The sequence below is a fragment of the Rapidithrix thailandica genome (assembly GCF_039710355.1).
GTDB classification, from domain to species: domain Bacteria; phylum Bacteroidota; class Bacteroidia; order Cytophagales; family Flammeovirgaceae; genus Rapidithrix; species Rapidithrix thailandica.
Genome location: NZ_JBDKWZ010000014.1, coordinates 78762 through 94359 on the forward strand (window position 1 = coordinate 78762; position 15598 = coordinate 94359).

12 protein-coding genes are annotated in these 15598 nt (G+C 37.0%); all 12 read left to right on the plus strand.

Annotated features, from left to right (window positions below; all coding sequences use genetic code 11):
- Positions 1-221 precede the first annotated feature (221 nt).
- The 12 genes from AAG747_RS21335 (at position 222) to AAG747_RS21390 (ending at position 15569) form a co-directional block, all read left to right on the plus strand.
- Positions 222-1076, plus strand: coding sequence for an NAD(P)H-binding protein (locus tag AAG747_RS21335; protein WP_346823260.1), 855 nt, complete (start codon positions 222-224; stop codon positions 1074-1076).
- 278 nt (positions 1077-1354) lie between these two features.
- Positions 1355-1918 carry a Crp/Fnr family transcriptional regulator gene (locus AAG747_RS21340; protein ID WP_346823261.1) on the plus strand — a complete coding sequence of 188 codons (564 nt, stop codon included), beginning with the start codon at positions 1355-1357 and terminating at the stop codon, positions 1916-1918.
- Positions 1919-2053: 135 nt separating this feature from the next.
- On the plus strand, positions 2054-2443 hold the full coding sequence (locus AAG747_RS21345) for a RidA family protein (protein ID WP_346823262.1): 390 nt from the start codon (positions 2054-2056) through the stop codon (positions 2441-2443).
- Between the two features lie 2014 nt (positions 2444-4457).
- Entirely contained in the window at positions 4458-6023 is a 1566-nt protein-coding gene (locus AAG747_RS21350; protein WP_346823263.1) for a right-handed parallel beta-helix repeat-containing protein, read from the plus strand.
- Positions 6024-6692: 669 nt separating this feature from the next.
- Positions 6693-7259: a hypothetical protein gene (locus AAG747_RS21355; RefSeq protein WP_346823264.1), complete on the plus strand. Its 567-nt coding sequence runs from the start codon at positions 6693-6695 to the stop codon at positions 7257-7259.
- 89 nt (positions 7260-7348) lie between these two features.
- Entirely contained in the window at positions 7349-8002 is a 654-nt protein-coding gene (locus AAG747_RS21360; RefSeq protein WP_346823265.1) for a hypothetical protein, read from the plus strand.
- A gap of 206 nt (positions 8003-8208) precedes the next feature.
- The gene (locus tag AAG747_RS21365; RefSeq protein WP_346823266.1) at positions 8209-8766 is read left to right on the plus strand and encodes a TetR/AcrR family transcriptional regulator; all 558 of its coding nucleotides are present in this window, start codon (positions 8209-8211) and stop codon (positions 8764-8766) included.
- Between the two features lie 12 nt (positions 8767-8778).
- The gene (locus AAG747_RS21370) at positions 8779-9654 is read left to right on the plus strand and encodes an alpha/beta fold hydrolase (RefSeq protein WP_346823267.1); all 876 of its coding nucleotides are present in this window, start codon (positions 8779-8781) and stop codon (positions 9652-9654) included.
- Between the two features lie 1188 nt (positions 9655-10842).
- Entirely contained in the window at positions 10843-12768 is a 1926-nt protein-coding gene (locus AAG747_RS21375) for an ATP-binding protein (RefSeq protein WP_346823268.1), read from the plus strand.
- 199 nt (positions 12769-12967) lie between these two features.
- Positions 12968-13108, plus strand: a complete 141-nt coding sequence (locus AAG747_RS21380; protein ID WP_346823269.1) for a hypothetical protein — start codon at positions 12968-12970, stop codon at positions 13106-13108.
- 147 nt (positions 13109-13255) lie between these two features.
- Complete coding sequence (locus AAG747_RS21385; protein WP_346823270.1) at positions 13256-13711, plus strand: hypothetical protein; 456 nt, start codon at positions 13256-13258, stop codon at positions 13709-13711.
- A gap of 178 nt (positions 13712-13889) precedes the next feature.
- Positions 13890-15569, plus strand: coding sequence for a CocE/NonD family hydrolase (locus tag AAG747_RS21390; RefSeq protein WP_346823271.1), 1680 nt, complete (start codon positions 13890-13892; stop codon positions 15567-15569).
- Positions 15570-15598: the final 29 nt, after the last annotated feature.

The following is a 15598-nucleotide window of genomic DNA, read 5'->3' on the forward strand; positions in this document are numbered from 1 at the left end:
CTGTGGGAAAATTACATCACCCACTCTTTTGCTCCCTTATAATATTCGATTCGTAATACTCTCTAATGAGTATAACATAAAAAACTATACTGGGCTTAGGTGGACTGGAAAGTTTTTCGCAACTTAAAGCCCTCGCTTCCTCCGGATACATTTCTGTTTAACCGGCACAATTATTAGCGGGCATTGAATACAAATTGTTTGAGTAAAATTATGATGATAAAATGAAAGACACTAAAAATAAAGTTTTCTTAGTTACAGGAGCTACAGGAACTATCGGACGACAAGTAGTGAAGGAACTCTTAAATAAAGAAAAAAATGTAAGGGTACTAGCTAGAAACTCTCATAGTTCTGATTTCCCTAAAGAAGTAGAGGTAATTACTGGTGACTTAAACAAATCGGAAACATTAAAAAAGGCATTTGACGGTGTTTATGCGGTACACTTTATATCAATTGGAGATGAAAAATATACCCCTTTGTCAAATGGAAAATCAATTGTAGAGTTAACAAAACAATCAGGAATCGAACGAGTAACTGTACTTTGGAATGGAGAAGGAAATGAAAGTTCCTTGGAAGCAGCAATAAGACTAAGTTCGTTAGAGTGGACAATTTTACAACCGCAGGAATACATGGCAAATGCTTTAGGTTGGGCTGAATCTATTATTCGAAACAGTGAGATTAAGGAGCCTTTTGGAGACAGGCCAACGGCTGCTATACACGAAAATGATGTAGGTAGTGTAATAGCTTCAATATTAATTAATGGAGGACATCATAAAAAAATATACACATTAACAGGGCCTGAAACCCTGACACCGCGTAAACAGGTTGAACAATTAGCCCAAACTCTTGAAAAGGAAATAACATTTGAAGAACTAAATGAAGAACAAACTAGAGCCAGGTGGAAGGAATGGGGTTTACCGAAAGAGACAATGGATTATCTATATAGTTGGTATGGTAACACACCTGAACAAGGTTATAAAGTCACGCCTATAGTTGAAAGCATTCTTGGAAGACCAGCACAAAATTTTAAAAAATGGATTTTGGATAATATTCAAAATTTTAAAAGCGATGTGGTTTAAACTTATGGTTTTTGACCGAACATGGAATCAAAATCAGCTCATCAAGGCACTTTTTGAAGAGAATAGCCAAAGCTATTGGTACAAAAAGTAACACAGAGGAGGCGTTTTTGAAAATTACTGCACAATTGGTTACTGTTCTTATACTCACCATTGTACTCCTTCAAGAGCTCCTCATTCTGAGAAAGGCGTGAATACTGGGTTCTTTAAAGTGATTTTTTCCCAATTTTGAAGATTGTTAATATATTTCAGTAATCTCCATAGTTAAACCCACTGAACGGATGCTTGAAACACTGAGGAATCATATCGAAAAAATTGTTCCGCTTACCGATCATGAGTTTTCCTTTGTGTTGACTCAATTCACCGTTGAAAAATTTAAAAAGAACGAGTTCCTTTTTCAGTGCGGTGAAAATGTACCTTATGCGTATTACGTTGAGTCAGGATTGTTAAAATTGGTTTACACTGATGATAGAGCCAATGAACACATAGTCTCATTTGCCATGGAAGATTGGTGGGAAAGTGATTTCCATGCCTACTTCCACCAAACTCCAGCTTCCATGTCCCTGCAGTGTCTGGAAGATACGACTGTTTTTTGTATTTCTCCGGAAGGTTATCAACAGCTGTGTCGAGAGGTTCCTAAAATGGAAAGCTTTTTACTTCAAAAATCGAATGCCGGTTTTATCGGAGCACAACAGCGAATCCTGTCTTTACTCACCACCAATGCAAAAGAAAGGTACGAGCAATTGATACAGCAATACCCTACGCTGGCTCAGCGAGTATCGAAAGCCCAGCTTGCGGCCTATCTGGGAGTATCGAGGGAAACCTTAAGCAGGTTTTATTCTTAGTGATTCTGCCGCAATTAAATAGTGAGGTAGATCACAGGGTATGCTGATAAACTGTGAGGTAGATCACAGCCTGAATCCACAGGTCACCCCGACCTTTGAAGTGTAAATTTTTAAATGACTTTAAAGGAAAAACAAATGGAAACGACCGTAATTAATCCTTGGCAATGGCAAGATGAGCGCAGCTATGTACAGGCTGTAGAAGTAAAGCAAGCGGAGGCCACTCTCTATTGTTCGGGCCAGGCAGCAGTAGACGCTGATGGAAAATCAAGTAAAGATGATATGAAAGATCAATTGATACAGGCCATACAAAACCTGGAGTACGTGATTCATGAGGCCGGGTATGAGTGTAAGAACATTGTACGCTTAAATGTTTTTACCACCAATACCACAGAGCTCTTTACATGCTTTGATGTGTTTCAGGACTGGGTCGCCAGGCATGGCATTAAACAAGCCAGCACTTTACTACAGGTAGAAAGCCTATTCGAAACATTAAAAGTAGAGTTAGAAGCTACAGTAGTGAAGTAATTTGCTTGTTAAATATGAAGTGGTTTACACGTATAGTTTTTGACCGAAGATGGCATCAAAATCGGCTCATCAAGGCACTTTTTGAAGAGAATAGCCAAAGCTATTGTTGAAAAAAGTAATACAGAGGAGGCGTTTTTGAAACATTTTTTAGGAAAAAGAAAAAGGTTAATTCACTTCTATAAGAGCATGTCTGAAATTCATTGCAGGGATACCCCTTTGGTGATGAAAATTCTCAGTTTAGGGTTCTCAAAATAGCATTTTTGTAGTCCGACACTCGGTGGCCGACCAACGGAATACTACGCTGAGGTTTATGAAATGGAAGTTTTTGACCCAAAGGAATGAAATTTAGGCATGCTCTAAGTATTGTTTTAACCAAGCTAGAGATCCTGTTTTTTGTAATCGTATTTGCCTGGTTAGCTTATGCGTATATTGATACGGCTAACTTCTCTCCATTGTAGTTGTCCGGCTTTTCCCCATTGGTGTTATACAACAAAACATTTTTCCATCCACTTGCTCCTATTTGACATTTGCGTCATCCGGGAGTGTTGTACTGAAATACCTGGTGCAAACAGCGATATTCGGAGTAGTAACTTGGGAGACGATTTATCTTCTCCGGCATAGAAAAATGAAAGCCGTGTAAGCGTATGTACACCGAAAAATTTTAGGAAACCAGCTTATTTAAAAACCACTTCGGTTATACCTGAAAAGAATCACAGCGAGGCCCCCTTCCCGAGAGTCAGAAGCCCCGGTTTGATCACTAGCGCCTCGTGAAGCCTGAACTTTCAAGCCTGTTCTTTGTCATAAATCACCTCCCTACCCCTAATCACTAACCCCCAACCCCCTAATATCTAATCCCTAATTTGTACTTTACGGAGGTGTATCAAAAGTGTTAGGCGATACCTCCCTGGGGCCTGTACCGTTATGAATAAACCGCTCTTCTTCTCTCCTTCAGAACAAAAATACCTGTGATCAGCCTAAAAAAGACGGCAACTGCCGGGAAGGCTTTTTGTTAGAGGCCTTTCAGAAATTTTCACTTATTTTCATTTTTTTCCAGATATTTTCAGTTAGCTTTTCACTTAGCAGAGGCGCGAAAAAAAAAATTTATTGAAGGCTTGCTAAGTGAAAATAAGTGAAAAGGCCTGCTAAGTGAAAATATCTGAAAAACAGCCAGTCATCCGTTCGAATTAACCGAAGCGAATCAAGGACTAAATACCACGTCAACTTTGTATTTTTCAAGGAATACCGTTCCGGGAGTAAAACACCTTGGGATTTTTTACCACTTAAAAACAGGGCAGGCCGTCAGAAAGGAGGGGAGGAGCATTGCGTTGCCAGGGATTAGTTGTTAGTGATTCGCTATTAGTAGCTGATGGCCATGGATTACAACATCATCCCTCCGAAAATTAAGCCTTACACTTACAAGAAAGCCCCTGGCTTTGGAAGCCATAAAAATTGGAAACTTTTCGGGAATAAGTATATTTAGGGGTGAAATCAAATAATACGGATTAGCCTTGTATAAAGCATAGGTGGCAAACCTCATGGAGAGAAGTAATACGGTATAAAAAAGCAGATAAAATTCCGTATAGTTCGCTATTTGGGTGGTATATGCCTAATAAATTTGTTAGCACCTATTTGAACACAACCGACAGAAATAAGAAATGTCATACGAAACAGCCTTGAAAATTTCGGATCTTGTAAATGAAGTGATTTAAACTTATAGTTTTTGACCGAAAATAGAATCAAAATCGGCTCATCAAGGCACTTTTTGGAGAGAATAGCCAAAGCTATTGTTGAAAAAAGTAACACAGAGGAGGCGTTTTTGAAAGATTTTTTAGGAAAAAGAAAAAGGTTAATTCACTTCAATAATATCCACAAGAAAAAATATTTACTTCCGGCAATTCAAAGAGAATTTGTTTGGAACACCTACCAAACTACTTTTTTCTTATCATATCGGTAAACTTAAGTAGGGAGCTGAAAAAAAAATATAGGGAAACGAAATTTAAATTTTTTTGTATAAATGAAGCTAAAGAAAAGATTAAAAACAAGATTGATTACAATAACACAAAGAGGAACTTTAATTCTATTAGTTCTCCTATCAGTTATGTGTAAAACCAAAAAAGCGGATGAAACTAAAAATGAAATTAAATACGTAACTGCTGAGTCAGGGTTGAATTATAGAGACAAACCAAAAGGGAAAAAACTCGGAAAACTTGATTTTAATCAAAAAATAATTGTTGACACACATTCAGGCGTTTATGAAAAGATTAAAGTCGGGAATAACCTTATTCAAGGCGAATGGGTTAGCACAACAATAAATAGTCAAAACGTATTTGTTTTCAACGCTTTCCTAGCGGATACCATATCAAAATCACTAGCAGAAATTAATGCTGAAGTAGACGCTGTTACTGAGGCTAAGATAAAAAAAATCATAAAAGTAGAGCTTGAAAAACCTATATCAGAGGTGATGGATGAGTACAATAAATTAAAGGAAGAAATGTACACTTATTATAGAAATAAAAAGTCCCTTTCCCCTGGAGAATCTATTCTGAGAGAAGAGAAACTGAGAGAAAAATGGTCAAGTATCAATAATGAAAATATAAAACCTACAAAAGACACTGTTGTTATTACTGACGAAATGAGTTTACTTAAAAACTTAAAATCAAATAGAGTCTTTTTAATTGATACGCCTATCTTAAATTTTCACAAGAAAGAATTAACCTATAATACTGAAGTCATTAACGAGCACTTTGCTCCAAAAAGAACAGGAACTTTGATATTAAGAGACTTAAAAAATGTTGAGTTTATAGGTAGAAAACAGCGGGTCTATTTTATATGTTATACATATGGAGAGTCTTTACTTTATATCAAAGACCTTGAAAAATTTGTCTTTAAAAACTTCTGTTTCTATTACCCAACAAGCGAATCTGACCGTGAAGAAAAAAAGGAAAACTTGAATGACGAATACGAGAATTTTTATGGAATGCTAATTAGTGGAAAAGATGGGAAATTTATCAATTGTAATATTGACGGGATAGGTTTTACAGGTGTATACTGTTCAAAGGCTTCCAACATAACCTTTAAAAACTCTACTTTTACAAATATTCAAAAAAATGTAGTAGCATTGGACAGAGCAAAAAATATCGTTTTAGATAATGTAACTATTAAAAACAATGATTGTAAATCTATCATTCAGTTGAAAGATGATGAAGGAATTGGTTCGAACTATGAAGAAGAAATTAAGTTAAGTAACTGTAAAATAAGCAATAACAAAGCTGACAAGCTATTAGGCTTTGGCAAAAGCTTTAACAATAAAATATTACCAAGTGATGTGATATTGAAAAGTTGTGAAATAGCGAATAATAGTTTTCAAAGGACCTTTCTAAACTTTAACTATAAGGAAGAAAGAAGTGCAAGATTTTATAGCTGTAAAATATATAACAACAAAATTTTTGATGTAGATGAACAAGATAATCCGTTTTTTGTTTCTGGTACACTTAAATATTCAGTAAGATTCAAAAACACCTCTTTTAAAAATAATGACTGGGAAATTAGTACTCTTGAACGTAAAAAGTATTTTGAATAATTTTCGAGCTTTTATTGAAATAAAAAGCTCGAAAATGCTACTGAAACAGCTTATTGATATTAGCAAGAAACAATAGCGTTCAACATGGTAAAAAGCTATAGCGGATAATGGTCAAACCTTAAATTCTCAATCCTTTACCGCCACTACTGCCATTTTTCAATTTGAAAAATGGCAGTAGTTCACATTCGGGCAAGTTAATGCCTTGAAATCCGCTACTGCGTTTAAACGTTCCCGTTGTGATGTATAGACTGAGTGTTGATTCATGTAAATGAATAGAATATTCATTCGAAGTGTATATTGACATGAGAGAAGCATGTTCACCCTGTGGCAAAGAAAATTAGTTTTGGCATGAAGAGAATGGATACCGAAAAACGCTAGTATTAGATGGGGGAGACTTTAGTTCTGAGAACTTAATTCTTTAGTTCGAAAATTAAATTAGGGGAGTGTTCCAAACCTCTTGAATTTCTCTAAGAATCAAATGAATGTACAGACTGGAGCGAAGCAGATGATTTTTTCGGAACTGTTTTGGACATAGACGATTTGATTCTAACAAGAGAGCAAATTGAACGAGAAGGTTTGGAAGGGTGGATGAGAGGTGATGCTGAAATTTATCTTCAAGGACCCAAAAAAGTCGTTGCAACAGCAAAAGAAAAAGTTTAATTCACTTCAATGGCTCATAAGAAAAAAGGACACTTAACAACCTCTCCCGAATGGGCTAAGCATTTAAGGAAATACATGAAGAACCAATTTTGGAGGAGGGAACGAAATGCTGGCAAAGCGTTCATTCGGAATGAATTATTCGAAACGGATAACTTGTTATGGCAATTTGAAGAAATGATCAAAACGTTAATCGCCATGACACTGCCATTAGATGAACAAATAGACTTTTACGGTGTTGGAGTTACAGCCGATGAAATGCTTGAGGATTTTGATTCATGTTATGTATTGAATAAAACCCATTTTTTAAAACGGAATTTAATCAATGCACAAGCAAAAGAACAACTAGACGAAATTGATTTTTTGACGAATAAATGGAGTGAGGAAAAAGCACAAGATTTTTGGTTTGAGATGGAAAAGCATTCATCTGACTGGAACATCCTTAGAGAAAAGGCAAAATCAATTTTAAAACTCCTAAATAAGGAGAACTTAACTGTCGACATCAACCATGAAAATGAATTGGATGAAAACGGTGATATAGCTGTCCAACGAACTAAAATTGAATTAAAAGAAAACTAAAACGACACCACAACAAGGTGCCTGATGCATGGCCCCGTGAGGTCATAGTGCGAATCATACAAGAAACTGTTGTACATAATTTGAGCAAAATGGAAATAGATGAAGTTTTAGTAGAAGCCAAGAAGCTGATCCAAATAGGAGAAAAAGAATTTTTAGAAAAGAAGCAGAGGACAAAGTACTATAGGGATTCAGAATATCATATTGTTTATTCAAAAGCTGTTAAATTGTTGCTAGAAGTGTACAATGAAAAAAACGAACTGAAAATTAACCGGTTCTTTGAAAAACACATCCCCGAATTGTTTGATAATGCAGACTGTAAAGAAAGTACGGTTCAATTTGAAAATCTAAAGAGCAAAGATTTAGAGCTAAGAATAAAGGCAAGTAAATATTTTAGAGGGAAAGCACTACAAGAGACTAGCGGTTATAGAGCCATATTATTTGAGCGTCCGAGTACTTTTGAAAAACTCATCTCAATATTGGAAACTGAAAAAAATGATAAGGTAATTATAAATCTCATAATTGCCCTTGGCGGTGCATATGATAGATACTTTAACTATTTTCGAGTATATGAAAGTCTTTCTCCTTTTTTTCATCATAAAAAAAGTGACGTAAAGTACTATACGATACTATGGACAAGTAACATTGAAAATGATAAAAAAAGAGAGACTTTAAATGCATTATACAATGAAAAACAGAGTAAAAAAGTAACAAAACTATTGGAGGAATATCTTGAAATAGAATAGCAGGGTATAAACGGTTATTTTAATGCCGTTTATACAAACCGTTGTGGGCAATCCCAGCAGATTTCAAAAGTCTTATAAGCAACCCCGGCTGACCAGTTCTTCAGTACTCTTCTCTTAATGCTATACTGAACCTGCTAATGATAGCAGGGGATTAATTATTTTTATTTTATGTCACATATTTGTGACATATTACATATGTTTGTGTCATGATAGACACAAAAAGCAAAATTATAGCTGCGGCAGTGACATGCTTTCGCAACAATAAATCGGATACCTTGGAGAGAGTAGCTGAAGAGGCCGGGGTTTCTCGGAGAACGCTACACCGATATTTTGAAAATCGCCAGGATTTAATTGAGTCTTGCAAAAACGAAATGCTCAATAGTTGTAACAAGGCTATGAATGAGGCCTACGAAAGTGATAAGGACCCCATAAAAAAAGTAAGAAATATGCTTTTTGCTGCGATTGAGCAAGGAGCTAATTATTCGTTCATCAAAAGGATTTATGAGCACAGTAACTATTCAGATTTAGATAGGGAAAAAGAATTCGAATCAGATAATGTCAAATCGAAATGGCTAAAAATCATAGAAGAACTTCAAAAGGAGAAACGTATTAACAGTGAGTTGACGGTCCCCTGGATTTTTAATTTGTTCGGATCAATCATCGAAACTTCAATCTATGCCGTTGAGGCTGGGGATGTTGCCAAAAATGATAGTAAAAAATTTGCCTGGATTTCCTTTAAAGGAGCTATCGGATTAAAAGAATAAACCTATATCAATATGAATCATTACTCAACAGAAAATCTCATTAAAAAAATGCCGGGTTTCTCCGGTCGTTTTCAAAAAGTTAATGATATAAATCTTCACTATGTCATAGGAGGAAGTGGAGAACCATTGATATTGTTGCCAGGCTGGCCCCAGACTTGGTGGTCTTTTCATCGTATCATGCCTTCTTTGGCTGAAAAATATACGGTAATTGTGATTGATCTACGCGGAATGGGAGATAGTGATAAGCCTGTAGAAGGATATAGCAAAAAGAATATGGCCAGCGATATCAAAGAATTGATAGTAGCTTTAGAATACGACAAGGTACATATGGCCGGACATGATATTGGAGCCAATGTAGCGTATTCTTTTGCAGCCAATCATCCGGAAAGAATCAATAAACTGATTCTTTTGGATACCCCACCTCCCGATGAAAATATGTATCGACTACCTATGTTGCCTGTAGGAACTCCCGTATACCCCTGGTGGGTAGCATTTAATCAGTTAAGTGATTTGCCTGCCCAACTGCTGGAAGGGCGTTTCGGGTTGTTGTTAGATCATCTTTTGGATAAGCTACTTGTCAACCAAGAAGCAATCAATGATTTTGACCGCTCCGTTTACATTCAACACTACAACAACAAAGAAAACATAAGAGCATCCAGTGCCTGGTATCAGACCTTCGGTCAGGATATTTCAGAACAGAAGACCTATCCTAAAATTAAAAATTCAACCAAAGGAATTGCGTCATCGGCTAGTTTTGGAATCCTAGACAATTTTCTATCTCACAATGCTTTTGAGTATGAAATGATGGAAGTAGAAGGAGCGGGGCATTTCCTTCATGAGGAGAAGCCCAAGCAAATTGCTAAGGCGATCTCAGATTTCTTGAGTTAATATTAAAATAATAAAATTGAAACAGGTTGAATAAAGTGCTGTTTACACCCATGGCTAAGAAAACTTGGGGCAGGCAGTGGTTTGCGTAAGTTTCAGAGGAACTCCGAATGCTCCAGGCCGTTATGAGCAAGAAAAATGAATTTGAAACAACAAGAAAGCAGGAGGCATACTTCTCTTAAAAACGGAAAAAAACCTATAAAGAAAAATCCATTAAGGGCATGTTTAAAATTCTTTGCGGATACCGCCACGCGGGAGGTTCTCCTTTGAGAGGCCGCCCCTTTGGTGGTAAAAACCCTCAGTGAGGCCCTTCCTGAGAGTCAGAAGCTCCATTGATCACTAGCGCCTCGTTAAGCCTGAACTTCCGGGTTTGTACTATGTAATAAATTGCCCCTTAATAGCTAACCCCAAATCCCCAACTCCTAACAGGCCAGACAAGTAATTGTACTTTACAAAGGTGTATCAAAAGTACCGGTCGATACCTCCTTGGGACCCGTACCGTTATGAATAAACCACTCGATTTCTCTCCCTCAGAACAAAAATACCTGTGATCAGCCTAAAAAAGACAGCAACTTCCGGGAAGGCTTTTTGTTAGAGGCCTTTCAGAAATTTTCACTTATTTTCATTTTTTTCCAGATATTTTCAGTTAGCTTTTCACTTAGCAGAGGCGCGAAAAAAAAAATTTATTGAAGGCTTGCTAAGTGAAAATAAGTGAAAAGGCCTGCTAAGTGAAAATATCTGAAAAACAGCCAGTCATCCGTTCGAATTAACCGAAGCGAATCAAGGACTAAATACCACGTCAACTTTGTATTTTTCAAGGAATACCGTTCCGGGAGTAAAATACCTTAGAATTTTTTACCACTTAAAAATAGGGCGGAGCAGAAAGGAGGGGAGAAGCATTGCGTTGCCAGGGATTAGTTGTTAGTGATTCGCTATTTGTATGAAAGGCAAAGAAAATAGGGCTGTAACCAATCAACTATGGAAGCGATAAAAATTGGAATTTTAGCAAAAATAAGTAAATTAAGGTAGTTAAACTGAGAAGATGGATTAGCCTTGTGTAAAGTATCAGCGGCAATCCCCTTGAAGAGAAGTTATATGGGTAAAATTCTGTATAGTTCGCTATTTGGGTGGTATATGCCTAATAGAGTTTCGTATATAAACAAGTTGTGAGTAAGCTAACCAAAAACACAGATGAAATTAGATAGACTTATATTAAAAAACTTTAGAAGTTACTCTCAAGAAATTAAAATTGAAGTTTCTGACCTTAATGTAATCATTGGGAAAAATGATGTGGGTAAGTCATCTATTTTGGAAGCTCTCAACATATTCTTCAATGGAAAACCTGATAAAAATGATTTGTGTATCAACAATGATAACGGTAGAATTGAAATTACCTGCATTTTCACAGACTTGCCTGAAGAACTTGTTTTAGACGATAGTATTACTACAAGTTTGGCTGATGAATACTTATTAAACTCTGACAATAAATTAGAAATTAAAAAATCATTTCCGATTTCCGCTACAGGAAGCATTTCTGAAGAATCAGTAATTATTTGCAATTATCCTGACCACAATGATTTAGCTGACCTGCTCTCGAAAAAAAGAACAACTCTACAATTACAATTTGAGGAACTTGGCATAAACCCAGAAGGAGTTAATAAAACTAAAAGTAAAGAGCTAAGAAATGCTATTCGTAATCACTTTTATGAAGATGGACAGATAACCACGCAGCGAACAGAAATAAAAATTGACGGTAGATTAGACAATGAGGATAACAGAAAGAGAATATGGACTAATCTTAAAAAATATCTTCCAATTTTTTCTTTGTTCTTTGTTGATAAGCAATTGAATGATCAAGATTCGGACATTCAAGACCCAATGAAAGAAATAATAAAAGAAGTTTTAAAGAGAGATACCATAACACCACTTCTAGACAAATTAAAAGAAGCTGTGCAAAAGTCTTCTACAAGCTTGGCAGATGACACAATTAGAAAGCTAAATGATTTAGATTCCGAATTAGCAGAAACACTTCGTTCTAATTTTCCCAAAGAACCAACTTGGAATTCAATTTTCAAGTTAACCTTAGAAGACGACAGAGGAGTTCCACTTAATAAAAGAGGAAGTGGTATGCGAAGATTAGTTTTATTAAGTTTTTTTAGAGCTCAAGTAGAAAATCGTAGAACTGAAAACGCACCAAATATTATCTACGCCCTGGAGGAACCAGAAACTTCCCAGCATCCTGATTTTCAACTGATGATAGTTAATGCTTTAAAGGAACTTTCAGAAACGGAAAATGCCCAAGTATTTTTCACAACGCATAATTCAAATCTTGCCAAAGAAATCCCGAAAGCTTCACTGCGATATGTTTATTCCGATAATGGACAAATAAGAGTTCAAAGTGGTATAAATGAAGATGGTTCTGATAATGAAGAAATCATCGATAGAATTATTGAAACTCTTGGAGCTCTGCCTGACCCAAAAAACAAGGTAAAAGTTTTAATTTTTGTGGAGGGAGAAAATGACGTTAACGCTCTAAAAGGTATAAGCAAGCTATTGAATGCTAGTGATGAGAATATTATAAACCTTGAGAATAATGAGGCAGTTGCTTTTATTCCAACAGGTGGCTCACAACTTAAATTCTACATTGAGAAAAAATATTTAGATGGTTTATTGCAATCACAAGTACATATTTATGATTCTGACAAACAAGATTACATTCAAAGTGTTGCTGACCTTAATGGAGAGGGCATTGATACAAAGATTGGATTCAATACAGCAAAAACTGAATTAGAAAACTACTTACATCACGAAGCAATCGTTGAATGTTATCAAGATTTAAACATAAACATTACTTTAACTGACATAACTGATGATGAGGATGTGCCTATGAAAGTAGCTATGGCTGTTCATCAAGCAACAAGTGAAACCAATTGGAATGCAATTAATCCAGATCCTGTAAAAAAAGAAGAAAAGCAGAAGAAAAAAATATCTAAAGCTAAACGTCATTTAAACAAACTTGCAGTAGAGAAAATGACAGTTGAAAGATTAACTGAACGTGGCGGGTTTGATGAAATTAAAAGATGGTTAGAAACTATAAAAGCAGAAGTGCTAAAATGAAAGTTAAAGCTACAAATGAACTAATCAGGAATCGGAAAATGAGGTGCCTTTAAATCCCGTACTACTCATAGCCAAACCGTTGTGGTGCATTTAAAGAAATGAAAATGAAGTTTTCAATTAGCTTTTTGGCAATGTTTGCTTTATTGACTGTTTCGGAACAGACAAAGATTTGGAAAAAAGACATCAACTTGAAGAACGAATGGACCGAACTTTAGGCTGGACAGGGCTTGGGCATACTGATGGTGGAAGTATTGGCAGTGGGATAATGGAAGTTGGTTGTATTGTTGTTGACTTTGAGCTTGCCAAAAAACTTATTGAACAAGACTTGAAAGACACTTAATTTGCAGACTATTCGAGAATTTATAAAATGGAATAAAAACGGCCGCACAATGTCTCGGTAGACAAGTATTCAGTGCCGAAACGCGCTATTTTAAATGCTCGAGACTGTTAGCCACAAAGTTACTACATAGCACAAACAGAATCTAATATGAAAAGTTTGCTCTTCTTTCTGACTCTTTTACTAACAGCCTGTAGTCTTACATCAGCCGGACAAACGAAAACTATTGCCGGAAAGGTTATTTGCACTGATTTTCCAAGTAAGCACAATTCGACAGATCATGCATTTTGGAATGCATCCGGAGCGGTGATATTTGGAAACGATTCCATTCGGTTAGGTACCGCTGACGAAAATGGTGAGTTTGAATTTGAAATCCCCAAAGATATTCGAACACTTCGCATTGGATGGGTAGGGATGGATCCTGAACAATTCGAACTAACCGGTAATTGTGATTTCCTGGAAGTAATACTGCTCCCTGGTGTGTACTATGAGTTTATGACCGTAAAGAAAGAAAAAAGGCTTAGAAAGAAAGATAGAAAGGTTCTTCCAGCTCTATATCAAGAAGCCGTTGAACAGAAAATTTTTAAACAAAAAGTGTTAAATTGAAAGCAATTCCTTTTAATAAAGTTCGGTGCTCGGTAGGCAGGATTGTGCTTCTAAAACCCTCCTGCTCATAGCCGTGGCCGTTGCACGTAACCAAAAAAAGATATGGTAAACGAAATACTGTTTTGCCAGATTTTTAGTAACATGGGCCTCAGACGTCCTAAAAACAATTTTGAAAAAAATGAAGTATTTTTTTTGCGGCTTTGTCTTATGGAGTCTTCTGTCCACAGCCTTTGCCCAACAATCTGTTCAAAACGATCATGATTACCTCATTCAAGACAGTGTTTTGATCCCCACACGAAGCGGAACGGATATTTCTGCCATTGTGGTTCGTAAAAAAGTACAGGCAGCCCCTTTACCCGTCATCTTATTTTATACCACCTATTACCAGGGGGCAAATGATGTGATATTTGGGAAAAAATCAGCCGACAGGGATTATGTGGGCATGGTGGCGTATAGCCGTGGGATCAGAACGGACCTGCAACATTATGCGCCTTATGAGCATGAGGGAACGGACATTTACGATATCATTGACTGGGCCAGCAAGCAGGACTGGTGCAACGGAAGTGTGGCGATGTATGGAGGGAGTTACACGGGGTTTGCACAATGGGCAGCGGTAAAAAACATCCATCCTGCGTTAAAAACCATCGTTCCGCAGGTGGCGGTAATGCCGGGCTTTGATACGCCTATGGAAAATAATGTGCAAATGAATTTAGGTTTGTACTGGCCCCACAACAATATCTATAAAAAAGAACCGCTAAGGCGCAGCCTGCCTTTTGAGTGGTATGAAACTGGGGTGGCTTTTAAAAGTATGGATAGCCTGGCCGGCTATAAAAACGAGATTTTTCAACGGTGGCTGCAACATCCGGATTATGATGAATATTGGCAGGCAATGGTGCCTACCCCCGGGGAATACGCAAACATCGACATTCCTGTCTTGACGACCACCGGTTACTATGACGGCTCACAAATCGGAGCAATTCAATATTTCAAACGGCATCATCTATATAATAAAAAGGCAAACCACTACCTGGTAATCGGGCCTTACGACCATTGGGGAGGGCAACGCAAACCGGCAAAAAACTTAATGGGGTATGAGATTGACAGTGTTGCTCAGGTCAATATGGGGGAATTGGCCTATCAGTGGATTGACTATATTGTAAAAGGCACACCCAAACCGGAATTGCTCCAGGACAAAGTAAACTTTCAGGTAATGGGATCGAATGTATGGCGACATGCTCCGGCTTTGCAAAAAATCAACAATGATACATTGACCTTTTATTTGGACCAGAGTACACTTTCTCTGCGAAAGCCTGAAAAGAAGGGCTTTGAAATGCAAACGGTAGATTTTAAAGACCGGGAGCGTCAAAATAATTATTTCACTCCCGAAATTATTTTTGATTCGTTGGATGTCAGTAATGGTTTAACCTTTACCTCAAAGCCTTTTGCCAAGGATTTTGAAATAAACGGTTCTTTTACCGGAAACCTGTCCGTGACCATTAATAAAAAGGACATGGATGTTTCAATGGCATTGTATGAACTTCTGCCCGATGGGAGTTATTTCTTTCTTACCCGGTATGTAGGCCGGGCAAGCTATGCCAAAGACCATACAAAGCGACAGTTATTACATCCGGGTAAAAAGGAAAGCATTCCCTTTGACAATACTAGATTTGTCAGCAAAAAAATCGGGAAGGGGAGCCGGCTTGTTATTTTACTCAATGTTAACAAACATCCTTTTGAGGTGATTAACTATGGTTCGGGAAAACCGGTTGCGGAAGAAACTATCAAAGATGCCGGAGAGCCGTTACAAATAAAATGGCACAACAATACCTTTATCAAAGTGCCTGTATGGAAAAATTAACGGGGCGGTGAAGAACCATAGCCAATCAA

Excerpts from the sequence above, each read along its gene's own strand:
- AAG747_RS21335 (WP_346823260.1), top strand. The coding sequence starts at position 222 with ATGAAAGACACTAAAAATAAAGTTTTCTTAGTTACAGGAGCTACAGGA.
- AAG747_RS21340 (WP_346823261.1), top strand. The coding sequence starts at position 1,355 with ATGCTTGAAACACTGAGGAATCATATCGAAAAAATTGTTCCGCTTACC.
- AAG747_RS21345 (WP_346823262.1), top strand. The coding sequence starts at position 2,054 with ATGGAAACGACCGTAATTAATCCTTGGCAATGGCAAGATGAGCGCAGC.
- AAG747_RS21350 (WP_346823263.1), top strand. The coding sequence starts at position 4,458 with ATGAAGCTAAAGAAAAGATTAAAAACAAGATTGATTACAATAACACAA.
- AAG747_RS21355 (WP_346823264.1), top strand. The coding sequence starts at position 6,693 with ATGGCTCATAAGAAAAAAGGACACTTAACAACCTCTCCCGAATGGGCT.
- AAG747_RS21360 (WP_346823265.1), top strand. The coding sequence starts at position 7,349 with ATGGAAATAGATGAAGTTTTAGTAGAAGCCAAGAAGCTGATCCAAATA.
- AAG747_RS21365 (WP_346823266.1), top strand. The coding sequence starts at position 8,209 with ATGATAGACACAAAAAGCAAAATTATAGCTGCGGCAGTGACATGCTTT.
- AAG747_RS21370 (WP_346823267.1), top strand. The coding sequence starts at position 8,779 with ATGAATCATTACTCAACAGAAAATCTCATTAAAAAAATGCCGGGTTTC.
- AAG747_RS21375 (WP_346823268.1), top strand. The coding sequence starts at position 10,843 with ATGAAATTAGATAGACTTATATTAAAAAACTTTAGAAGTTACTCTCAA.
- AAG747_RS21380 (WP_346823269.1), top strand. The coding sequence starts at position 12,968 with ATGGACCGAACTTTAGGCTGGACAGGGCTTGGGCATACTGATGGTGGA.
- AAG747_RS21385 (WP_346823270.1), top strand. The coding sequence starts at position 13,256 with ATGAAAAGTTTGCTCTTCTTTCTGACTCTTTTACTAACAGCCTGTAGT.
- AAG747_RS21390 (WP_346823271.1), top strand. The coding sequence starts at position 13,890 with ATGAAGTATTTTTTTTGCGGCTTTGTCTTATGGAGTCTTCTGTCCACA.